Source organism: Pantoea rwandensis, assembly GCF_000759475.1.
GTDB classification, from domain to species: domain Bacteria; phylum Pseudomonadota; class Gammaproteobacteria; order Enterobacterales; family Enterobacteriaceae; genus Pantoea; species Pantoea rwandensis_B.
On sequence record NZ_CP009454.1, the window covers coordinates 3,324,806 to 3,345,836 of the forward strand.

Below are 21,031 nucleotides of genomic sequence, written 5' to 3' on the forward strand. Positions count from 1 at the left end.
ACAGCGCCGGGCAAGCCCGACGCTGGTCCTGTATGAATTCACAGGAGTGTACCGAATTCCTGCAAGTTTTGCACCTGCCCTGCATTACCGGGTTTTGATCACCAGACGATTGCTCTGTTTGACCTCTTCCATCACCACGTAAGTACGGGTGTCGTTTACGCCCGGCAGGCGCAGCAAGGTTTCACCCAAAAGCTTACGGTAGGCGGACATGTCCGGTACACGGGTTTTCAACAGGTAGTCAAAGTCACCGGAAACGAGGTGACACTCTTGAGTTTCCTCAAGTTTTTGCACAGCGGCGTTAAATTGTTCAAACACATCTGGCGCACCACGATTCAGAGTAATCTCAACAAATACCAGCAGTGAAGCATCCAGATAATGTGGGTTCAGTTGTGCGGTGTAACCCAAAATGAAGCCCTGACGTTCCAGGCGACGCACACGCTCAAGACACGGCGTAGGTGATAAGCCAACACGTTTTGAAAGCTCAACATTAGAAATACGGCCGTCTTTCTGTAATTCATTCAGAATGTTTCTGTCGATACGGTCCAGATCTTTTCCGGGGCGTTTCTTATTGTCTACCATTATTATTGTCTCTCTTAATTCCTTCCCTTTACCTGCCACACCCTGAAAACGCTCATTGTTCAGGGCCTTACTGAAGTGAAGACGATAAGTCTGTGCAGTAACGCTTCCATCCGTATGACGTATGTTGTCTGTCCACATCATGCGTCATTACCAATGTCAGACTGAGTTTATCCGGCAAAAACGTGCAAAACAGAAATGAAATTCTGTTTTGAACCGCTAAATATTCTCCGCTTCTGGTAATGTTTTCGCAAAACAGCAGGCGATTGTCAAAGTAAAACATCCAAATTCAGTACAAGATGCCAGATAGAGTTCTGGGTTGCTGTTTTTAAATGAGAATTTTTATGCTGCTGCACCAGAATTTGCCGAGCATTGCCCCCTTTTGGCGCAATCGACGTGCAGAATTTGCACTCATCGACTACGCCGCTTACAGCGATTGTTATCAAAATTGCTGAAACCTTTTTTTGCTGCGCTAATTTCCCTACAATCAAAAACTATGTTGTCGTAAAAAAACTGAGGAACGCATGAGTACGGCCAAACACAGTAAGCTGCTCATTTTAGGCTCCGGTCCTGCCGGATATACCGCTGCAGTCTATGCCGCGCGCGCTAACCTGAATCCGGTATTGATCACCGGGCTGGAAAAAGGCGGTCAGCTCACCACGACCACTGAAGTTGAGAACTGGCCAGGCGATCCGAACGATCTGACCGGCCCGGCGTTGATGGAACGTATGCAAGAGCATGCCGAAAAATTCAACACCGAAATTATTTTCGACCATATTCACACGGTTGATTTGCAAAACCGCCCCTTCCGTTTAACGGGTGACAGCGGTGAGTACACCGCTGACGCGCTGATCATCGCGACCGGTGCATCCGCGCGTTATTTGGGTCTACCTTCGGAGGAGGCGTTCAAAGGCAAAGGTGTTTCCGCCTGTGCGACCTGTGACGGTTTCTTCTATCGTAATCAGGAAGTCGCGGTGATTGGTGGCGGTAATACCGCGGTGGAAGAGGCCCTTTACCTGGCAAATATCGCGGCGAAAGTCCATTTGATTCACCGTCGTGATAGCTTCCGTGCGGAAAAAATCCTGATCGATCGTCTGATGGATAAAGTGCGCAACGGCAACATCGTACTGCACACCGATCGCACACTGGAAGAAGTGGTCGGGGATCAGATGGGTGTCACCGGTGTGAAACTGCTTTCCACCAAAGGTGAAGAGCCGGAAATGCTGGATGTTGCCGGGCTGTTTGTGGCGATTGGTCATAGCCCGAATACCGCCATTTTCGACGGCCAGCTGGCGCTGGAAAACGGCTATATCAAAGTGCAGTCCGGCTTGCAGGGCAATGCGACCCAGACCAGCATTCCAGGCGTATTTGCGGCGGGTGACGTGATGGATCATATTTATCGCCAGGCGATCACCTCTGCCGGTACCGGCTGTATGGCGGCGCTGGATGCAGAACGCTACCTTGACGGGCTTGTTAAAACCGATCTGTAACTTGTTAATAAGCTGATCATAATTGCAAAGAGGCGACCTGTTTAGGTCGCCTTTTTTATTGCCTGCATGCTAAAGTTCATGCGCTTAATATTTCCGGATACTTTATCCGGTTTTGCCTCTCTCCATCAGTGATCAAACGGCTTCGCATGGAAAAATCACGGCAGCAACATCTTCTTCGCTGGCTACGTCAGCAACGTCTCCACGGCGCAAGCAGTTTACGTGCCGCATCGCTATTCGGTTTTGCCGGTGCATTGGTGATTATTGCTCAAGCCTGGTTGCTGGCCTCGCTGCTGCAGAATCTTATCGTCGCCCAACAACCGCGCGGTGCCCTGCTGACTGATTTCATCCTGCTGCTGTTCTGCTTTGCTCTTCGCGCGGGTCTGCACTATGCACGGGAAATGGCAGGTTACCGTGCTGGCGTTGCCATCCGTCGCGCTCTGCGCAAGCAGGTACTGGATAAGCTAAATGATTTAGGTCCTGCCTGGGTTCAGGGCAAACCGGCGGGAAGCTGGGCAACACTGCTGCTTGAGCAAATTGAAGAGATGCAAGAGTATTACGCGCGATATCTGCCACAGATGTCTTTAGCCGTTTTTATTCCCTTCGCCATCCTGATAGCCATCTTCCCGATTAACTGGGCGGCCGGATTGATCCTGCTCGCGACCGCACCGCTGATTCCGATTTTCATGGCGATGGTCGGCATGGGAGCCGCCGATGCAAATCGTCGGAATTTCCTCGCGCTGGCGCGTCTGAGCGGCGATTTTTATGACCGCCTGCGCGGGCGTGAAACATTGCGCCTGTTCCACAGGGCTGCCGCTGAGCAGCAGGCAATTGCTGAAAGCACCACGGATTTTCGTCAGCGCACCATGGAAGTGCTGCGCCTTGCTTTTCTCTCTTCCGCGGTGCTGGAATTCTTTGCCTCACTGGCGATTGCCGTGGTCGCGGTTTATTTCGGCTTCTCCTATCTTGGCGAACTTAATTTTGGTCATTATGGAACGGGTGTGACCTTGTTTGCTGGATTCCTGGCACTGATATTGGCGCCTGAGTTTTTCCAGCCGCTGCGCGATCTGGGTACTTATTACCACGCTAAAGCGCAAGCCGTTGGCGGCGCCGATGCACTGGATCGTTTTCTTAACGAAAGTCCGGAAATCCCAGCATCAGCCTCCAGCCTGTCAGTCGCTTTCGATACCCCTTTAAGCCTTGAAGCACAGGATTTGGTGGTGATGACAGCCAAAGGTGAAGTGTTATCACAACCGCTGAATTTTACGCTTGAGGCGAATAAACGCGTGGCGCTGGTGGGTCAAAGTGGCGCAGGAAAATCAGCACTGATGAATGTGTTGCTCGGCTTTCTACCCTATCAAGGTTCGCTGTGCGTCAATGGGCATGAACTGCGGGATATTGGCCGTGATAGCTGGCAGCAGCATCTGGCGTGGGTGGGTCAAAATCCACATTTGCCCGCGACCACGCTGCGCGAAAACCTGTCTCTCAACAGCAGCATGGATGAAGCAACACTGCGCAGCGTTTTACAACAGGCGGGCGTGGATGAGTTTCTCGCCCGTTTGCCGCAAGGCCTCGACACACCCATTGGCGATGGCGGAATGGGCCTTTCTGTTGGCCAGGCGCAACGCGTCGCCGTTGCGCGTGCCCTGTTAAAACCGGCACAACTCCTGCTGCTGGACGAGCCGGGTTCAGGTCTTGATAGCCAAAGTGAACAGCATGTGTTGCGCGCATTAAACCAGGCAGCCACACAACAAACCACCCTCATGATCACCCACCAACTTCACGATCTTGCCAGTTGGGATGAAGTTTGGGTGATGCAATCCGGGCAACTGGTGCAGCAGGGGCAGTGGCAACAACTGATTGCTCAGGACGGGCCGTTGCGTGCCATGGTGCAGCATCGCCAGCAGGAGATTGTCTGATGAATCCATTATTGCCGTTTCTGCGCCTGTTTCGTCGTCATCCGTGGCGTTTAAGTCTGGGTATCATCTTAGCTATTGCGACTTTGCTCGCCAGTATCGGCTTGCTCACCCTATCTGGCTGGTTCCTCGCCGCCTCATCGCTGGCTGGCGTGGCTGGCCTGTACAGTTTCAACTATATGTTGCCCGCAGCAGGGGTGCGTGGAGCGGCAATCACTCGTACTGCGTCGCGTTACTTCGAGCGTTTAGTCAGTCACGATGCCACTTTCAGGGTGTTGCAGCATTTGCGTGTGTTCACCTTTAGCAAACTGATCGCGCTGGCCCCCGAACAACTGGCCTGTTTCAGACAGGGCGAACTGCTTAACCGCTTTGTCAGCGATGTCGATACGTTAGACCATCTCTATCTGCGCGTTATTTCACCGCTGGTCGGCGCGGCGGTAGTGATAGTGGTGGTCACTTGCGGTCTGGCGATATTGGATGTGCCACTGGCGCTGCTGTTGGGCGGAATAATGCTGCTGACGCTTTTGCTCATGCCGCCGCTGTTCTGGCGATTAGGCACTTCAGCCGGGCATCGCATCGCCCAGCACCAAGCCAGTTGGCGTTTGCAACTGACGCAGTGGGTAACCGGACTGGCTGAACTGCAAATTTATGGTGCTGCGGTCTTATGGCGTAAAAAACTGGATGCCGAAGAGATGCGCTGGCAGCAGGCTCAGCAGCATCAGCATCGTCTGCAAGCGCTGGCGCAAAGCCTGTTATTGTTAATCAGCGGCTCAACCGTCGTCTTGCTGCTGTGGATCTCCGCAGCGGGCGTAGACGGCGATAGCGCACCTGGCGCATTCATCGCGCTTTTCGTGTTCTGCGGCCTGGCGGCATTTGAAGCGCTGGCACCGGTAGCAGGCGCATTTTTGCCGCTTTCGCAGGTCAGTGGCGCGGCACAGCGCGTACAGGAAATCATTGAGCAAGCGCCTCTGATTCGTTTTCCCTCCTCGACCGTGTCCTCTGATTCGGGCATCAGCCTGACGCTGGAAAAGATCACTTTCAGCTATCCGCAGCGACCGGAGCCGGTACTCAGGCACTTCTCGCTTACGCTACGAACCGGTGAGCATCTGGCACTGCTCGGCCCCACCGGCTGCGGCAAATCCAGTTTGCTGGCATTGATCACGCGTGGCTGGCTGGCGCAGCAGGGCGACATTCGACTAAATAATATTCCACTTGCCGAGTGGGACGAAAAAAGTCTGCGTCAACGTATCAGCGTGGTCACGCAGCGCGTGCATCTGTTTAGTCAGACGTTACGCGATAATTTGCTGCTGGCACACCCTGCCGCCAGTGATGAACAACTGAATGCAGTCCTGCATCAGGTTGGACTCACCCATTTGGCGGAACATGATGAAGGGCTCAACGCGTGGATGGGCGAAGGTGGTCGCCCGCTGTCGGGAGGCGAACTGCGTCGCCTGGCCATTGCGCGCGCCCTGTTGCACAACGGCGATCTGTGGTTGCTTGATGAGCCCACCGAAGGCCTGGATGCCACCACCGAACAGCAGATATTGACGCTGTTGCGTCAGGTCAGTCAGGGTAAGACGGTAATCATGGTGACCCATCGCCTCAGTGGCCTGGCAACAATGGATCGGATCTGCGTGATGGACCAGGGGCAGATTATTGAGTCGGGCACGCATGACGAATTAATCTCAAAAGCAGGACGCTATTGGCGTTTCCACCAGCGCTTTGCGCTATAGTCTTAGCGAGCAGCCCGAAGGGTAATTGACGCAATGAGACTGGTACAACTTTCACGGGATTCATTAAATTTTCCTCCGCCGGAGATGGCGCTGCGCGAGCCGAATGGATTATTGGCGATGGGCGGCGACCTCTCCCCTGCCCGACTGATGAACGCCTATCAGCGCGGCATTTTCCCCTGGTTTTCACCCGGCGATCCGATTCTATGGTGGTCGCCCGATCCGCGTGCCGTGATGCTTCCGGAATCTTTTCATCTCAGCCGCAGCATGGCGCGTTTTCACCGCCGTTCACCTTTTCGCGTCACCATGAATCATGCCTTCCCGCAGGTACTGGAAGGCTGTGCCAGCGGCAGACAAGAAGGCACCTGGATCACCTTTGAAGTGAAACGTGCGTGGCTACGCTTGTATGAACTGGGTCACGCGCATTCGATTGAGGTCTGGAGTGATAATCGACTGGTGGGCGGCATGTATGGCCTGGCACTTGGGCAGATCTTTTGTGGTGAGTCGATGTTCAGCCGCCAGGAAAATGCCTCAAAAACCGCGCTATGGGTTTTCTCTCAGCATTTCCTCGCTCATCAGGGACGCTTGATTGATTGCCAGGTGCTTAACCCACATACGGCTTCGTTGGGCGCCGTTGAAATCCCGCGTGTTGATTATTTACAGTACGTGCAAACACTGGCGTGGCAGCCTGTTTTAAGCGGTTGCTGGCAAACACAAACCCTTTTTTGACCCAGCTCGCAGATGTTTTGCACACAATTCCCGACAAAAGTGATACAATAAGCGAGTTTGGTATGTCGTCCGCGCTTCGCTGTGGCGAGCCGGAATTGCCAGGTTGGGAATCTCATCCATTTCCCGAAGCTGTTGCTGTTGTGCACTTGATGCTGATTGCGACAACTTCTTAGCCCGCTAATCCCCCGCAGACGTCAATAAAAACACCCGAATTTTTCCGTAATGCACGCGCAATGGCGCGACGCACGGCGAAGCGTTGGCAAAATCGCCGACGGTTCTTTACATAAATCATGGAATTCGGCATTATCTTGCCGGTTCAACAGTTTGGTAGTTCACCCCAGAGGATTCGATGGCCAAAGAAGACAATATTGAAATGCAAGGTACCGTACTGGATACGTTACCTAACACCATGTTCCGCGTAGAACTTGAAAACGGGCACGTGGTTACCGCTCATATCTCCGGTAAAATGCGCAAAAACTACATCCGCATCCTGACGGGCGACAAAGTGACTGTCGAGTTGACCCCGTACGACCTGAGCAAAGGCCGCATTGTCTTCCGTAGTCGCTAAGTTGTTGTCCACATCTCGCGTTTGTGGCAATTAACTGAGCGCGAAAAAAAAGGCCGGATTTTCATCCGGCCTTTTCTTATCTGCGACTCAGCACATCAGTGCACAGTCCCTTCGGTTTTGCGTTTTTCCGCACTCAGGAAATGGTAGGTCAACTGGTTTTTTTCTTTATCCAGCGCCACCGAGACTGAACCGCCATCCACTAATGAACCAAACAGCAGTTCGTTAGCCAGTGGTTTCTTCAGATTCTCCTGCACCGCACGTGCCATTGGACGGGCACCCATCGCTTTGTCATAACCCTTATCCGCCAGCCAGTCACGAGCATCATCACTGACTTCCAGCGAGACGCCTTTTGCATCCAGTTGCGCTTGCAACTCGACGATGAACTTATCCACCACCTGATGGATCACCGCGGTATCCAGATGACGGAACCAGATAATGTTATCCAGACGGTTGCGGAACTCTGGCGTAAAGATCTTTTTGATCTCTTCCATCGCGTCGGTGCTGTTGTCCTGCTGAATCAAACCAATCGACTTACGTTCAGTTTCGCGAACACCGGCGTTGGTGGTCATCACCAGCACCACATTGCGGAAGTCCGCTTTGCGGCCGTTGTTATCGGTCAGCATGCCGTTATCCATCACCTGCAACAGCAGGTTAAAGACATCCGGGTGCGCTTTCTCGATTTCATCCAGCAGCACCACCGCATGTGGATGCTTAATCACCGCATCGGTGAGCAAACCACCCTGATCGAAACCAACATATCCCGGAGGTGCACCGATCAAACGGCTAACGGTGTGGCGTTCCATATACTCGGACATATCGAAACGCAGCAGCTCAATCCCCAGGGCTTTCGCCAGCTGAACCGTCACCTCGGTTTTACCGACGCCGGTTGGACCAGCAAACAGGAATGACCCCACCGGTTTACGATCCTGACCGAGACCGGCACGGCTCATCTTGATGGCTTCAGTCAGTGCTTCAATCGCGTTATCCTGGCCAAACACCAGCATTTTCAGACGATCGCCGAGATTTTTCAGCGTGTCGCGATCGGTGGCTGACACACTTTGCTCTGGGATACGCGCAATACGTGCCACCACAGATTCAATATCAGACACATTGACCGTTTTCTTACGCTTACTCACCGGCACCAGGCGCGCACGCGCACCGGCTTCATCGATCACGTCAATCGCCTTATCCGGCAGATGACGATCGTTGATGTATTTCACCGCCAGTTCCACGGCTGCACGCACCGCCTTCGCGGTATAACGCACATCATGGTGAGCTTCATACTTCGGTTTCAGACCGTTAAGAATCTGCACGGTTTCTTCGACAGAAGGTTCGGTAATGTCGATCTTCTGGAAACGACGCGCCAGCGCACGGTCCTTCTCAAAGATGTTGCTGAACTCCTGATAGGTAGTTGAACCCATCACGCGGATTTTCCCGCTGGAGAGCAACGGTTTGATCAGGTTAGCGGCATCCACCTGGCCACCGGAAGCGGCACCCGCACCGATAATGGTGTGAATTTCATCAATAAACAGGATGCTACTGGTGTCTTGTTCCAGCTGTTTTAGCAGCGCTTTGAAACGTTTTTCAAAATCACCACGGTATTTGGTACCCGCAAGCAGCGAACCGATATCCAGCGAGTAGATGGTGCAATCTTTCATCACTTCCGGAACATCGCCCTGCACAATGCGCCAGGCCAGCCCTTCCGCAATGGCGGTTTTACCCACGCCAGATTCACCCACCAGCAGCGGGTTATTCTTACGTCGACGGCACAATACCTGAATGGCACGCTCCAGCTCTTTATCGCGGCCGATCAGCGGATCGATTCCGCCGACACGAGCAAGCTGATTAAGATTGGTGGTGAAGTTTTCCATACGTTCCTCCCCGCCTGCTTGCTCTTCGTTAACCGGATTCTCCGCATTATTTTGCGGCTGGCCCGGCTCATCTTTACGCGTACCATGGGAGATGAAGTTCACCACATCGAGGCGGCTGACTTCGTGTTTGCGCAGCAGGTAAGCCGCTTGTGACTCCTGCTCGCTGAAAATGGCGACCAGCACGTTCGCGCCTGCAACTTCGCTGCGACCGGATGACTGGACATGGAACACCGCACGTTGCAACACGCGCTGGAAGCTGAGCGTCGGTTGTGTATCGCGCTCCTCTTCACTGGCTGGCAGCACCGGTGTGGTTTGTTCGATGAAGGCTTCGAGTTCCTGACGCAGAGCCACGATATCCACCGTACAGGCTTCCAGTGCCTCTCTGGCCGACGGGTTACTGAGCAATGCCAGCAACAGATGCTCGACGGTCATAAACTCATGACGGTGCTCGCGCGCTCTGGCGAAAGCCATGTTTAAACTGAGTTCCAGTTCTTGATTGAGCATTTGGCACCTCCCCCAATTATCGCTCTGACGACCTTTCCCCTATATGGAGACGGGCTCAGGCTTTTTCCAGCGTACACAGCAACGGATGTTCATTCTCTCGTGCGTAATTGTTCACCTGGGCGACTTTGGTTTCCGCCACTTCTGCAGTGAATACACCACAAATCGCCTTTCCGTGGTAGTGAACTTTCAACATCAGTTGCGTTGCACGTTCAACATCATAAGAAAAGAACTTTTGCAGAACGTCAATAACAAATTCCATAGGTGTATAATCGTCATTATTCAGAATGACTTTATACATCGAAGGCGGCTTTAACCCTTCGCGTACTTTATCTTCGGCTAAATGTTCAAAATTAAGCCAGTCGTTTGTGTTTGCCATAATGTTCCGTCGAAATTCTGCGTTACGATTGCGCGCATTTCTGCGCCCATTCCTAAGTTTAACACGTCTGTCAAGCCACCTTTCCCTTAAGAAAAAACGGTCCTAAAAGCCCATGCGCGACCTGTATCACAAAATTTGCAATAGCGTTAACTGCCTCAAATTTTGATGAATTTCTCCCCGTGCGCCAGGGCCGTTTGCTTGACGATAAGGACCGTTTCTCTACATTCTACTTACACAAGCTGATTGAGTTTTAAACAAACTCGACTCACAGCTTCAATGACCTCACCTACTGTTCAAAATGTCTTGCGAGGGAAGTAAAAGCATGGAGACGGGTACTGTTAAATGGTTCAACAACGCCAAGGGCTTCGGCTTTATCTGTCCGATTGGCGGCGGCGACGATATCTTCGCACACTACTCCACGATTCAGATGGAGGGATACAGAACGCTGAAGGCCGGCCAGCAGGTTCAGTTCGATGTCCATGAAGGGCCAAAAGGCAATCACGCCAGCTTGATTGTGCCCTGTGAAGTCACGCAAGTCGCCTGACGCGCGCCTCTTCATTCATTCTGACCACTCCCGAAAAAAAATGCCAGCCGCAGACGCTGGCATTTTTCTTTTGCGAATTTTCCCGCCCCTCAATCCGCCCGTCCGCGTGCTAACCACATCACGCGAGCAAACAACTGATCCAGCAAGGCGGGAATCGCCTGCGGCCCACGCTCTGCCGCCGCCATGGCTACCGCAATCGCCAGCTCGGGTTTCGAGCTGTGATGAATCGCTTTGGTAATAATACGCCGCGCATTCATCGGCACGTTTAACGGCAGGTGCGCCATGTCGTGATAAACATCGCTGAACCCCTGCTTATAGAGAAAATGTTCTATATCCGGGGCCGGGAACTGCGTCAGATGATCGTCTTGCCGTTCATGCTCCTGCAGTTGGCTCCGGGCGCTGGCTGCATACTTATTGCCCGCTTCATCGCCATCCGTTAACACATGCCAGGCGATGCCCATGCGTCTGGCAAACTTCAACAGCGGCTTAAGACCAGACTGCGCAAATTCGATGACTTTGACCCCTTCGGCCGCAAAATGGTAGCCGCGCTGCCGTGCCAGTTCATTGATGATCCACACTTCCGTTTCTCCCTCCACCAGTAACCAGCAGCGGGCAAAGAGTGCCGAGGGGCGATTCACGCGGATATGAAATCCAATACGGCGGCTCTCCTCTGCGCTCAATCCTTCAGGACCAATCCGCCATGCCGCAACGCGTGTGGGTTCACGCACCAGGCGACAAATATTCTCCAACGGCACCTGAGATAACAGCTCCCCCGAATTGGTGGTGGTGATTTTTTGCAGCGGCATTAAATCCAGCAGATTCCACGCCACTGACAGCATAATCGGATGCAGTCGCGTTTCCGGATCCTCCACCAGCAGCAATGGGTGAGCGCCCGGCGGCAGCGCTTCATTGCCGTGCGCCTGAATCAGTAAAGAGAACATGCGCAATAAAATAACCTTGCGACTGCGTGATTCCGTTCCGGCAATCAGGTGGTTAAGCTTGTCGAGTGAGCGCCAGCCTTGCGAACCGTCGCGCAATTCAGGTGCGACACGCGCCGCGCTGACCCCCGGTTGCTGCACAAGAAAGTAGTGCTCCAGCAATTGCTGCATGGTGTGCAAGCCCTGACGCAGTAAATCGTCACTTAAATTCTGTGGCTGCACGACCAAATCCCGGGTTAATTTCTCGACTTCCTGTGACAATTCACTCAGCGTCGTAGCCCGGCGATCCGCATCGATGCTGCTGTGTCGTCCACGCCGGCCAAAGCGCGCATCGCGTAGTCTGAGCACTGGATAGAAGGCACGCAGATGCGCCAGCGCCGCCTCAGTGCCTTCCATCGCCAGCACATCGCCATTTTGGTCGATGAAGCGCCAGGTGGTTTTCACGCCATGCTCATTGCGGCGCGCACGGGTGCTAAAGCGGATAAAGCGCCCGTTTTCATCACGCTGCCAGAAAGGCTGGAACACCGCTTCGTCATCGCCCGCTTGTGCACGAAAGCGAAACACCAGTTGCAGCTGACGCAGACGGGCTTCCAGATCGCCCGGTGGGAAGTGAAAGTCATGTTCGGTAAATTGATAAGGTTCAGCCGCAGGCGCCAGTAATAGTGTCAGCGCATCCAGCAGGCTGGATTTACCCCAGGCATTTTCACCAATCAGCAGATTGGTATCAGTGAGTGGCAACGACAGCCGATTGATGCCACGAAAACCGCGAATATCGATATGTTCCAGAAACATCATGCCATCCCTTGAGTGCTTTGCCTGAGCATGGTTCGCCTCGTTAAGTTGGTCAAGTTAATGCAAGGGTAAAAGGTTTACACTTCAACTCTTTTCCGCTAGCTTGCGGCCCTCTCCCACGGCTGGAAACGCTCTATGTATGGCTTAATCATCATTCTGTTGCCACTGATTGCTGGCTATTTACTGCATGTGACCCGTGCCAATCTGCTGCGTGGCGTCGCCCGCCTGTTGAGCGCTCTGGTGTACATCATCCTGTTTTTTATGGGCACCAGCCTCGCTTTCCTCGATAACCTCAGCAGTAATCTGCTCACCATTTTTCACACCGCCTTGATCAGTATGCTGTGCATTCTCGCTTGTTCCCTGATGGCTTTCTGGCTATTGGAGAAGCGCGTGCCGTGGCATCACCCGCACAAGCAGCAAGCCCTGCCTTCCCGTCTGCACATGGCGCTGGAATCCCTCAAGCTGTGTGGCTCGGTACTGGGCGGATTCCTGTTGGGATTAAGCCAGTGGTCAATTCTGCGCCACGCATCAACCATCAGTGAATATGCCCTGATGCTGATGTTGTTCCTGGTCGGCATTCAACTGCGCAGCAGCGGCATGACCTTGCGTCAAATCACGCTCAATCGTCGCGGCATGCTGGTGGCGGCGGTGTCGCTGTGCAGCGCCTTAATTGGTGGGATGCTGGCCGCATTATGGCTCGATTTGCCAATCAAAACCGGCCTGGCGCTTGCCAGCGGCTTCGGCTGGTACTCGCTTTCCGGCATTCTCATGACGGAATCGTTTGGGCCGGTGATTGGCAGTGCCGCTTTCTTTAACGATCTGCTGCGTGAACTGATCACCATTATGCTGATCCCGCTGTTGATCAGCCGTCAGCGCAGTATGACGCTGGGTTTGAGTGGCGCCACCTCAATGGATTTCACCCTGCCGATTCTGCAACGCACCGGCGGCATGGAAATTGTCCCGGCCGCGATCGTGCACGGTTTTATCATGAGTTTACTGGCCCCGATTCTTATCGCGCTGTTTTCCGCCTGAGCACCGAGCGCATTTTTTCACGGCTGCGCGCGCCTTCCTTCGTCTACGCTTTCTGACTGACAGGTTTCCGCCATCGGGACGGATGGCAAAACACCAGAAAGGAGCGAACGATGAAGCAAACTGTGGCGGCACTGCTGGCCAAAACCCTGGAAAGCGCCGGTGTGAAACGCATTTGGGGTGTCACGGGTGATTCTCTTAATGGACTCAATGACAGCCTGAATCGCATGGGCACCATTGAATGGATGCCCACTCGCCATGAAGAGGTGGCGGCCTTTGCGGCAGGCGCTGAAGCGCAAATCAGCGGTGAACTGGCGGTATGCGCCGGTTCCTGCGGCCCAGGCAACCTGCATCTGATTAACGGGCTGTTTGACTGCCACCGCAACCATGTGCCAGTGCTGGCGATTGCGGCTCATATCCCCTCGAGTGAAATCGGCAGCGGTTACTTCCAGGAAACGCATCCGGAAGAGCTTTTCCGCGAATGCAGTCACTATTGCGAACTGGTGTCCAACCCTGAGCAACTGCCGCAGGTTCTCGGCATCGCCATGCGCAAAGCGATTCTCAATCGTGGTGTATCGGTCATCGTGCTTCCGGGCGACATTGCCCTGAAACCGGCGCCGGAAGGGGCGCGTAGCGAGTGGTATCCGCCGCAATTACCCCATGTTGTGCCTAACGCCAGTGAAATTGCCCGGCTGGCCGACACGCTCAACCATGCCAAAAATATTACGCTGATGTGCGGCAGCGGCTGTGCTGGCGCTCACGCTGAAGTGGTGCAGCTGGCAGAAACACTGAAAGCGCCCGTGGTGCACGCCATGCGCGGCAAAGAGCACATCGAGTATGATAATCCTTACGACGTCGGCATGACCGGCTTGATCGGCTTTTCATCCGGTTATCACGCCATGATGAACGCCGACACGCTGGTGCTACTGGGTACACAGTTCCCTTATCGACCGTTTTACCCGGCTGATGCCCATATCATCCAGATTGATATCAATCCCGCCAGCCTCGGTGCGCATAGCCATGTCAACATGGCGCTGATTGGCGATATCAAAGCCACACTGCAGGCGCTGCAACCTCAGCTCGCCAGCAAAAGCGATCGACATCATCTCGACAGCGCGCTGGAACACTATGCAGAGGCGCGTAAAGGCCTGGACGACCTGGCCACCGCCAATGATAAACAAGCGATTCATCCGCAATATCTGGCGCAACAAATCAGCCATTACGCGGCCGAGGATGCGATTTTCACTTGTGATGTGGGCACGCCTACGGTGTGGGCTGCGCGCTATCTGAAAATGAACGGCAAGCGCCGCCTGCTGGGATCGTTCAACCACGGTTCGATGGCCAACGCGATGCCACAGGCGCTCGGCGCTCAGGCCATCGATAAGCAACGGCAGGTCGTGGCGCTGTGTGGGGATGGTGGCTTCAGTATGCTGATGGGCGATTTTATTTCCGTCGCCCAGTTAAAGCTGCCGGTAAAGCTGGTGATTTTCAACAACAGCGTGCTGGGCTTTGTGGCAATGGAGATGAAAGCGGGCGGCTACCTCACCGATGGCACCGATCTGGAAAACCCCGATTTTGCCGCGATTGCCACCGCCTGTGGCATTAAAGGCATTCGCGTCGAGAAAGCCTCTGAACTTAACAGCGCGCTGGAACAGGCATTCGCACATGATGGTCCGGTGCTAATCAATGCGATTACCGCTAAGGAAGAGCTCTCGATGCCACCGCAGATCAAAGCCGAGCAGGCCAAAGGGTTCAGCCTGTATATGCTGCGCGCGATTCTGAATGGACGTGGCGATGAGATCGTTGAACTGGCGAAAACTAACTGGCTGAGGTAAAACGGATAACCAGGCCAGATAACTCACAACGCGGGCGCTCAGCCCGCTTTTTTGTTTCAGGAGAGCGATGTGATCGATTTACGCAGTGATACCGTAACCCGCCCAAGTGCCGCCATGCTGGATGCGATGATGGCCGCCGAAACTGGCGATGATGTCTATCGCGACGATCCCACCGTCAATGCGCTGGAACGCGAGGCCGCACGCCTGAGTGGCAAAGCCGCTGCGCTGTTCTTCCCTACCGGGACCCAGGCCAACCTGGTGGCACTGCTCTGTCACTGCCAGCGCGGCGATGAATATATCGTCGGCCAGCAGGCACATAACTACAAATACGAAGCGGGTGGCGCGGCGGTGCTGGGCAGCATTCAGCCTCAACCTATTTCTCATGCCGAAGATGGATCGCTGCCGCTGGCGGATATTGTTGCCGCCATCAAACCGGATGACATCCATTTTGCGCGCACGCGCCTGCTAAGTCTGGAAAACACCCATCACGGCAAAGTGCTGTCGCAGAGCTATCTGGAGCAAGCGTGGAAGCTGACGCGTGAGCACAAACTGGCGCTGCACATTGATGGCGCCCGCATTTTCAATGCCGTGGTGGCGCAAAATGTTGAGCTGAAAGATATCGCGCGCTATTGCGATACGCTGACCATCTGCCTGTCCAAAGGGCTGGGCACGCCGGTCGGTTCACTGCTGTGCGGTGATGAAGCCTATATTGAGCAAGCTCGTCGCTGGCGTAAAATGACCGGTGGCGGCATGCGTCAGGCAGGCATCCTGGCCGCGGCGGGTCTGTACGCACTGAAGCACAATGTGGCGCGCCTGAAAGAAGATCATGACAATGCCGCCTGGCTGGCGGAGCAGCTTAGCGCGATTGGCGTAGAGGTACTGAATCAGCACACCAACATGCTGTTTGTGAAAGTACCGGCGGATCAGGTGGACGCACTGAAAAGCTGGATGCACTCCGGCGATGTGTTGATGAGCGTAGGCCCGGTCACACGTATTGCCACCCACCTCGATGTCAGCCGTCAGGATTTACAACGTCTGGTTGCACACTGGCAGGCGTTTTTAGCGTAACAAAGCTCAGGTTGTCTTGCAGGGACGGTCTTCGGGCCGTCCACAAGTTCACCCTGGCGAGCCCCCTACTTCATCTTTATATCACCGTGCCGTACCGTTCTTCGCCAGTCACGTCTGTGCTATCGCCAGGGTTTCTGCATCGGCGATGTCATACACCGTTTCATCACTGCGCTGCGCCGTATTTCGCCAGTAATGCTCGGGCTATCGCCAGGGTTTCTGCATCGGCGACGCCTCGATAATCCCGCGCACGGAAGTGCATCTGAAACGCCGCGATCAGCTTACGCTGCATTTGCGGGGTATTCGCTGAATTGACGTCATAACCATAGCGCTGCAGCGCATCCAGCAGCTCGGCCTGATCGATGGGCGCACCCGCCGCGTGCCCGTTCAAATAACGCTGTACCGTGTCGCGATCGGGCCATGCGCCCAGTCCCTGCTCCGCCAACTGCTGCCAGGGGAACAGCGGGCCAGGATCCTGCTTCCGCTGCGGCGCGATATCGCTGTGCCCCACCAGGTTCTCAGGCGTAATGGCATAGCGCTGCGTGATATCTTTCACCAGCGCCACCAGCACGCTGATTTGCGCCGGCGTAAACGGCTGCCACTCCACGCCAGTTAATGTCCGCGCATAACCACGATTGACGATCTCGATACCAATCGACGTGTCATTGATGCGGGTCGCACCGCGCCAGAAACTCGGCCCGGCATGCCACGCCAGTTCAGGCTCCGGCACTAGTTGCCAGATCACACCCTTACCCCGTCTCTGCGCGGGCTGCCGTGGAATGAGATAGTGTGCGCTGACTTCACGATCGGTCAGCGTGGCCAGTGAGGAAGGCAGATCTTCGGCGGTATAGTGGATCACCACCACTTTGATACGAGGCCGCGCGCCCTGTGCCGGATGCGCGGTATCGACCCAATAACCCTGTCTTGATTCCAGCGAGGAGTGGCAGGCGCTGAGCAGCAGCGCCATCATCAAAGCGACAACTACCCGCATCAGCGAATGATCACAGCCGTTCCGGTCACGCTGACCATCAGCATGCTACTGTCTTTGCCCACGGTTTCATAATCGATATCAATGCCCACGACCGCATTCGCACCCAGCGCCTTTGCTTGCTCTTCCAGCTCTTCAAATGCAATCTGCCGCGCTTTGCGCAGCTCTTTTTCATAAGCTCCGGAACGACCACCGACGATATCGCGAATCCCGGCAAAGAAGTCGCGGAAAATATTGGCCCCGAGAATCGCTTCACCGGTAACCACACCGCAATATTCACTGATGCTGTGCCCTTCTAACGTGGGCGTGGTGGAAAATTTCATTTTTCTCTCCTGAGGTGAACAGCTCGTACGGCGTAAAAGCGAGACTATACTCTATGCTAAAAATGACGCTTTGCCAGTGAACAATAAGGAAATCGAGATGAGAAACAATGCCTTTGCGCTGCTTGTTCCCGCTGCGTTACTGCTCAGTGCCTGTACCACCGTCGAACCGGTGATCAAAGATAACGGACCGCGCACTGCCAGCTGTGTCGACGGTGGCCCAGATAGCGTCGCGCAGCAGTTTTACGATTTACGCATCAGCCAGCCCGGCCAGGGTCTGCCCGATAGCACCACGCTGGCAAAATATCGCCCTTACCTGAGCGATCACCTGTATCAAAAACTGCTGAGCGCCAGCAAGCAGAGCAGCAAACCTGCCTCGTGGAGCCAGGGCGATTTGTTCTCCAGCCTCGCACAGGGTCCAACGTCGGCGGAAGTTGCCAGCGCCTCAACCATTCCTAATCGCGATGCACGTAATATTCCACTGCGCGTCGATTTGAGTCGCGAGGGTAAAAGCTGGCATGACGAGGTATTGATGATTCATGAAGGCACCTGCTGGGCTGTGGATGATATTCGCTACGTCGGTGACTGGCCGCACGCAGGTGGCGGGTCGCTCAGCCAACTGCTGGAAGAGAAGAAATAGCTGTTTAATTTTACCGCACTCAGTTCTAAACATAAGCGCGCCGCATCTTTGCGGCGTTTTTTGTTAATTTTTAATCAATAAATTGCAGCCAGCGAGCCCTTCCCGGCGTTGACCTGCGCGATATTGTGCTACGCTTTGGGGACTTAACTGCTGTTTAATAAATTTTAACCCACCACAATTGCATAACTATTCTGGTGACGTTAAGATCCGCGGCACTAATTACTATTCATTTTTTGCGCATGAGTATTCAACTAAACGCCATAAACTGTTTTTTACGGTGCCCATCAGGCACTGTTCGATATCAACCTGGCTTGCCCGCAGGGAGAGACGCTGGTGTTGCTCGGGCCGAGTGGCGCGGGTAAAAGTTCGCTCCTGCGCGTCCTCAATCTGCTGGAGCAGCCGCGTTCCGGCAGCTTGCAGATTGCCGGGAATCACTTCGACTTCAGCAAAGCGCCGTCAGACAGCGCTATTCGTGAACTGCGCCAAAACGTGGGCATGGTGTTCCAGCAATACAATCTGTGGCCGCACCTCAGCGTGGTGCAGAATCTGATTGAAGCACCGTGTCGCGTGCTTGGTCTCAGCAAAGAAGCCGCGCGCGCGCGCGCTGATAAACTGCTGGAACGTCTGCGTCTGACCCCTTTTGCCGATCGTTTTCCCTTGCATCTTTCCGGTGGCCAGCAACAGCGTGTGGCGATTGCCCGAGCGTTGATGATGGAGCCGCAGGTGCTGTTGTTTGACGAACCCACCGCAGCCCTCGACCCTGAAATCACCGCGCAGATCGTCAGCATCATTCGTGAGCTGGCACAGACGCAGATCACTCAGGTGATTGTGACCCACGAAGTGGAAGTGGCGCGTAAAACCGCCAGCCGCGTGGTGTACATGGAGAACGGCCATATCGTTGAGCAAGGCGATGCCAGCCACTTTACACAGCCGCAAACCGAAGCGTTTGCACATTATCTTTCGCACTAAGTCAGGATGCATCTAATGAAAAAAGTCGTACTTGCTGCACTGCTTGCCGGTCTGAGCCTCAGCGCTTCTGCTGCGCAAACCCTGCGTTTTGCCACCGAAGCTTCATATCCTCCGTTTGAATTTGTCGACTCTGACAACAAGATTCAGGGCTTCGATGTCGATCTGGCCAATGCGCTGTGTAAAGAGATTGATGCGACCTGTACTTTCACTAATCAGGCGTTTGACAGCCTGATCCCAAGCCTGAAATTCCGTCGTTTTGACGCCGTAATGGCGGGTATGGATATCACCCCAGAGCGTGAAAAGCAGGTGCTGTTCTCCAAGCCTTACTACGATAATTCCGCGATCTTTATTGCCCAGAAAGGCAAGCTGGCGAACGTTGATGCGCTGAAAGGTAAACGCGTTGGCGTTCAGAACGGCACCACGCACCAGAAATATCTGTCTGATAAACACAGCGACATCACCGTTGTGCCTTATGATAGCTACCAGAACGCGGTTCTGGACCTGAAAAATGGTCGTATCGATGCGGTATTTGGTGACACCGCCGTGGTGAACGAATGGCTGAAACAGAATGCCAACCTCGCACCATTGGGTGAGAAAGTGACCGATAAAGATTACTTCGGTACCGGTCTGGGTATCGCCGTCCGTCAGGGCAACACCGAGCTGCAGGGCAAATTCAACACCGCCCTGGAAAAGATCAAAGCTGACGGCACCTACAAAACCATCTACAACAAATGGTTCCAGCAGTAATCCCTGATGAATGAAATGATTCCACTCGCAAGCGCCGCCGGCATGACTGTCGGCCTTGCTGTTTGTGCACTGATCGCCGGCCTTGTGCTGGCGATGATTTTTGCTGGCTGGGAAACCGTCCGCTGGAAACCGCTGGCGTGGATCGGTACCGCGCTGGTGACGCTGATCCGTGGCCTGCCGGAAATTCTGGTGGTGCTGTTTGTCTACTTTGGTGCCTCACAGCTGCTACTGACCTTATCCGATGGCTTCCATATCAATCTGGGCTTGTTCAGCATTCCCGTGCAGGTACAGATTGAAAACTTCGACGTCAGCCCCTTCCTGTGCGGTGTGATTGCCCTCGCGATGCTTTATTCTGCCTATGCCTCCCAAACGTTGCGCGGCGCACTGAAAGCCGTGCCTGTGGGCCAATGGGAATCCGGCCAGGCGTTGGGTATGAAGAAGTCGGCGATTTTTTTCCGCCTGATCATGCCGCAAATGTGGCGTCATGCGCTGCCGGGTCTTGGCAATCAGTGGTTGGTGTTACTGAAAGATACTGCGTTGGTGTCGCTGATTAGCGTGAATGACATCATGCTGCAAACCAAAAGCATTGCCACGCGCACACAAGAACCCTTTACCTGGTATCTGGTGGCTGCGGCCGTCTACCTGATTATTACGCTGTTCAGTCAGGCGATACTGCGCCGTATTGAATCGCGCACCACGCGTTTTGAACGGGGAGCCTGACGCATGCTGGATTACTTACCCGAGCTCCTGAAAGGGTTGCATACCAGTCTGACCCTGACGGTGGCATCACTGATTGCCGCGCTGCTGCTGTCGCTGCTGTGCACCATCGTGCTCTCACTGAAAGTCCCGGTGCTGAACTGGCTGGTAAAAGGCTACATCACGGTATTTACCGGCACCCCACTGCTGGTGCAAATCTTCCTGATTTATTACGGCCCAGGCCAGTTTCCCAGCATTCAAAATGTGCCGTGGTTATGGCATTTGCTATCACAGCCCTGGCTTTGCGCGCTGATTGCGCTGTCGCTCAACAGTGCAGCCTATACCACTCAACTGTTCTACGGTGCAGTTCGCGCTATCCCCTCCGGGCAGTGGCAATCCTGCGCTGCGCTGGGTATGAATCGCAAAGACACGCTGCGTATCCTGCTGCCGTATGCGTTTAAACGTGCTCTATCTTCTTACTCAAACGAAGTGGTGCTGGTGTTTAAAAGTACCTCACTGGCGTACACCATAACGTTGATGGAAGTGATGGGACACGGTCAGTTGCTGTATGGGCGCACCTATGACATCACGGTGTATGCCGCTGCCGGGCTGATCTATCTGGTGGTCAACGGTTTGCTCACGTTGATGATGCGTTTAATCGAAAAGCGCGCACTGGCATTCGAACACCGCAATTGATTGCTGTCGTGGCGC

The 21,031-nt window shown here is 54.2% G+C and carries 19 protein-coding genes and 1 pseudogene; 14 read left to right on the top strand and 6 right to left on the bottom strand.

Annotated features, from left to right (window positions below; translation table 11 throughout):
• Nucleotides 1-84: 84 nt before the first annotated feature.
• Nucleotides 85-579, bottom strand: a complete 495-nt coding sequence (gene lrp / locus LH22_RS15190; protein WP_006118610.1) for a leucine-responsive transcriptional regulator Lrp — start codon at nucleotides 577-579, stop codon at nucleotides 85-87.
• 521 nt (nucleotides 580-1,100) lie between these two features.
• On the opposite strand from lrp, the gene trxB reads away from it, so the two are divergent.
• The 5 genes from trxB (at nucleotide 1,101) to infA (ending at nucleotide 7,006) form a co-directional block, all read left to right on the top strand.
• Nucleotides 1,101-2,066, top strand: coding sequence for a thioredoxin-disulfide reductase (trxB, locus tag LH22_RS15195; RefSeq protein WP_038647842.1), 966 nt, complete (start codon nucleotides 1,101-1,103; stop codon nucleotides 2,064-2,066).
• Between the two features lie 146 nt (nucleotides 2,067-2,212).
• Nucleotides 2,213-3,982, top strand: coding sequence for a heme ABC transporter permease/ATP-binding protein CydD (cydD, locus tag LH22_RS15200; protein ID WP_038647844.1), 1,770 nt, complete (start codon nucleotides 2,213-2,215; stop codon nucleotides 3,980-3,982).
• Nucleotides 3,982-5,712, top strand: coding sequence for a heme ABC transporter ATP-binding protein/permease CydC (cydC, locus tag LH22_RS15205; protein WP_038647845.1), 1,731 nt, complete (start codon nucleotides 3,982-3,984; stop codon nucleotides 5,710-5,712). The genes cydD and cydC overlap by 1 nt, the downstream gene beginning before the upstream one ends.
• Before the next feature lie 33 nt (nucleotides 5,713-5,745).
• Complete coding sequence (aat, locus tag LH22_RS15210) at nucleotides 5,746-6,438, top strand: leucyl/phenylalanyl-tRNA--protein transferase (protein ID WP_034820657.1); 693 nt, start codon at nucleotides 5,746-5,748, stop codon at nucleotides 6,436-6,438.
• Nucleotides 6,439-6,787: 349 nt separating this feature from the next.
• Nucleotides 6,788-7,006 (top strand): translation initiation factor IF-1, encoded by a 219-nt coding sequence (infA, locus tag LH22_RS15215; protein ID WP_002211347.1) that lies wholly within the window; start codon nucleotides 6,788-6,790, stop codon nucleotides 7,004-7,006.
• Nucleotides 7,007-7,101: 95 nt separating this feature from the next.
• Here the strand turns inward: infA and clpA are convergent, their stop codons facing one another.
• Nucleotides 7,102-9,381: an ATP-dependent Clp protease ATP-binding subunit ClpA gene (gene clpA, locus LH22_RS15220; protein ID WP_034820660.1), complete on the bottom strand. Its 2,280-nt coding sequence runs from the start codon at nucleotides 9,379-9,381 to the stop codon at nucleotides 7,102-7,104.
• A gap of 55 nt (nucleotides 9,382-9,436) precedes the next feature.
• A complete protein-coding gene (gene clpS / locus LH22_RS15225) occupies nucleotides 9,437-9,757 on the bottom strand; it encodes an ATP-dependent Clp protease adapter ClpS (protein ID WP_034820663.1) in 321 nt (106 codons plus the stop codon).
• Nucleotides 9,758-10,079: 322 nt separating this feature from the next.
• Between clpS and cspD the strand changes: the two genes are divergently transcribed.
• The gene (gene cspD, locus LH22_RS15230; RefSeq protein WP_038647847.1) at nucleotides 10,080-10,301 is read left to right on the top strand and encodes a cold shock-like protein CspD; all 222 of its coding nucleotides are present in this window, start codon (nucleotides 10,080-10,082) and stop codon (nucleotides 10,299-10,301) included.
• An 89-nt stretch (nucleotides 10,302-10,390) separates the two neighbouring features.
• Here cspD and LH22_RS15235 read toward each other — a convergent pair whose 3' ends face one another.
• Nucleotides 10,391-12,031 (bottom strand): ATP-dependent nuclease, encoded by a 1,641-nt coding sequence (locus LH22_RS15235; RefSeq protein WP_038647849.1) that lies wholly within the window; start codon nucleotides 12,029-12,031, stop codon nucleotides 10,391-10,393.
• Between the two features lie 135 nt (nucleotides 12,032-12,166).
• On the opposite strand from LH22_RS15235, the gene LH22_RS15240 reads away from it, so the two are divergent.
• From LH22_RS15240 to ltaE, 3 genes are all read left to right on the top strand, one after another.
• Nucleotides 12,167-13,063 carry a lysine exporter LysO family protein gene (locus LH22_RS15240; protein ID WP_038647851.1) on the top strand — a complete coding sequence of 299 codons (897 nt, stop codon included), beginning with the start codon at nucleotides 12,167-12,169 and terminating at the stop codon, nucleotides 13,061-13,063.
• A gap of 110 nt (nucleotides 13,064-13,173) precedes the next feature.
• A complete protein-coding gene (gene poxB / locus LH22_RS15245; protein ID WP_038647853.1) occupies nucleotides 13,174-14,895 on the top strand; it encodes a ubiquinone-dependent pyruvate dehydrogenase in 1,722 nt (573 codons plus the stop codon).
• A 69-nt stretch (nucleotides 14,896-14,964) separates the two neighbouring features.
• Nucleotides 14,965-15,963: a low-specificity L-threonine aldolase gene (gene ltaE / locus LH22_RS15250; RefSeq protein ID WP_038647855.1), complete on the top strand. Its 999-nt coding sequence runs from the start codon at nucleotides 14,965-14,967 to the stop codon at nucleotides 15,961-15,963.
• 163 nt (nucleotides 15,964-16,126) lie between these two features.
• Here ltaE and LH22_RS15255 read toward each other — a convergent pair whose 3' ends face one another.
• A complete protein-coding gene (locus tag LH22_RS15255) occupies nucleotides 16,127-16,951 on the bottom strand; it encodes an N-acetylmuramoyl-L-alanine amidase (RefSeq protein WP_038647857.1) in 825 nt (274 codons plus the stop codon).
• Nucleotides 16,951-17,271, bottom strand: a complete 321-nt coding sequence (locus LH22_RS15260; protein WP_038647859.1) for a heavy metal-binding domain-containing protein — start codon at nucleotides 17,269-17,271, stop codon at nucleotides 16,951-16,953. Before LH22_RS15260 ends, LH22_RS15255 begins: the two co-directional genes overlap by 1 nt.
• A 97-nt stretch (nucleotides 17,272-17,368) precedes the next feature.
• On the opposite strand from LH22_RS15260, the gene LH22_RS15265 reads away from it, so the two are divergent.
• From LH22_RS15265 to artM, 5 genes and pseudogenes are all read left to right on the top strand, one after another.
• The gene (locus LH22_RS15265) at nucleotides 17,369-17,908 is read left to right on the top strand and encodes a lipoprotein (protein WP_038647861.1); all 540 of its coding nucleotides are present in this window, start codon (nucleotides 17,369-17,371) and stop codon (nucleotides 17,906-17,908) included.
• A gap of 239 nt (nucleotides 17,909-18,147) precedes the next feature.
• Nucleotides 18,148-18,877 (top strand): annotated as a pseudogene (gene artP, locus LH22_RS15270) (arginine ABC transporter ATP-binding protein ArtP).
• Between the two features lie 15 nt (nucleotides 18,878-18,892).
• The gene (gene artJ / locus LH22_RS15275; protein ID WP_038647863.1) at nucleotides 18,893-19,624 is read left to right on the top strand and encodes an arginine ABC transporter substrate-binding protein; all 732 of its coding nucleotides are present in this window, start codon (nucleotides 18,893-18,895) and stop codon (nucleotides 19,622-19,624) included.
• A gap of 6 nt (nucleotides 19,625-19,630) precedes the next feature.
• Nucleotides 19,631-20,344, top strand: coding sequence for an arginine ABC transporter permease ArtQ (artQ, locus tag LH22_RS15280; RefSeq protein ID WP_038647865.1), 714 nt, complete (start codon nucleotides 19,631-19,633; stop codon nucleotides 20,342-20,344).
• A gap of 3 nt (nucleotides 20,345-20,347) precedes the next feature.
• Nucleotides 20,348-21,016, top strand: coding sequence for an arginine ABC transporter permease ArtM (artM, locus tag LH22_RS15285; RefSeq protein WP_038647867.1), 669 nt, complete (start codon nucleotides 20,348-20,350; stop codon nucleotides 21,014-21,016).
• Nucleotides 21,017-21,031 lie beyond the last annotated feature (15 nt).

What these genes read in the sequence shown, in the direction of transcription:
- lrp (WP_006118610.1), bottom strand. Translation starts at nt 579, where the DNA reads ATGGTAGACAATAAGAAACGCCCCGGAAAAGATCTGGACCGTATCGAC.
- trxB (WP_038647842.1), top strand. Translation starts at nt 1,101, where the DNA reads ATGAGTACGGCCAAACACAGTAAGCTGCTCATTTTAGGCTCCGGTCCT.
- cydD (WP_038647844.1), top strand. Translation starts at nt 2,213, where the DNA reads ATGGAAAAATCACGGCAGCAACATCTTCTTCGCTGGCTACGTCAGCAA.
- cydC (WP_038647845.1), top strand. Translation starts at nt 3,982, where the DNA reads ATGAATCCATTATTGCCGTTTCTGCGCCTGTTTCGTCGTCATCCGTGG.
- aat (WP_034820657.1), top strand. Translation starts at nt 5,746, where the DNA reads ATGAGACTGGTACAACTTTCACGGGATTCATTAAATTTTCCTCCGCCG.
- infA (WP_002211347.1), top strand. Translation starts at nt 6,788, where the DNA reads ATGGCCAAAGAAGACAATATTGAAATGCAAGGTACCGTACTGGATACG.
- clpA (WP_034820660.1), bottom strand. Translation starts at nt 9,381, where the DNA reads ATGCTCAATCAAGAACTGGAACTCAGTTTAAACATGGCTTTCGCCAGA.
- clpS (WP_034820663.1), bottom strand. Translation starts at nt 9,757, where the DNA reads ATGGCAAACACAAACGACTGGCTTAATTTTGAACATTTAGCCGAAGAT.
- cspD (WP_038647847.1), top strand. Translation starts at nt 10,080, where the DNA reads ATGGAGACGGGTACTGTTAAATGGTTCAACAACGCCAAGGGCTTCGGC.
- LH22_RS15235 (WP_038647849.1), bottom strand. Translation starts at nt 12,031, where the DNA reads ATGTTTCTGGAACATATCGATATTCGCGGTTTTCGTGGCATCAATCGG.
- LH22_RS15240 (WP_038647851.1), top strand. Translation starts at nt 12,167, where the DNA reads ATGTATGGCTTAATCATCATTCTGTTGCCACTGATTGCTGGCTATTTA.
- poxB (WP_038647853.1), top strand. Translation starts at nt 13,174, where the DNA reads ATGAAGCAAACTGTGGCGGCACTGCTGGCCAAAACCCTGGAAAGCGCC.
- LH22_RS15255 (WP_038647857.1), bottom strand. Translation starts at nt 16,951, where the DNA reads ATGCGGGTAGTTGTCGCTTTGATGATGGCGCTGCTGCTCAGCGCCTGC.
- LH22_RS15260 (WP_038647859.1), bottom strand. Translation starts at nt 17,271, where the DNA reads ATGAAATTTTCCACCACGCCCACGTTAGAAGGGCACAGCATCAGTGAA.
- LH22_RS15265 (WP_038647861.1), top strand. Translation starts at nt 17,369, where the DNA reads ATGAGAAACAATGCCTTTGCGCTGCTTGTTCCCGCTGCGTTACTGCTC.
- artJ (WP_038647863.1), top strand. Translation starts at nt 18,893, where the DNA reads ATGAAAAAAGTCGTACTTGCTGCACTGCTTGCCGGTCTGAGCCTCAGC.
- artQ (WP_038647865.1), top strand. Translation starts at nt 19,631, where the DNA reads ATGAATGAAATGATTCCACTCGCAAGCGCCGCCGGCATGACTGTCGGC.
- artM (WP_038647867.1), top strand. Translation starts at nt 20,348, where the DNA reads ATGCTGGATTACTTACCCGAGCTCCTGAAAGGGTTGCATACCAGTCTG.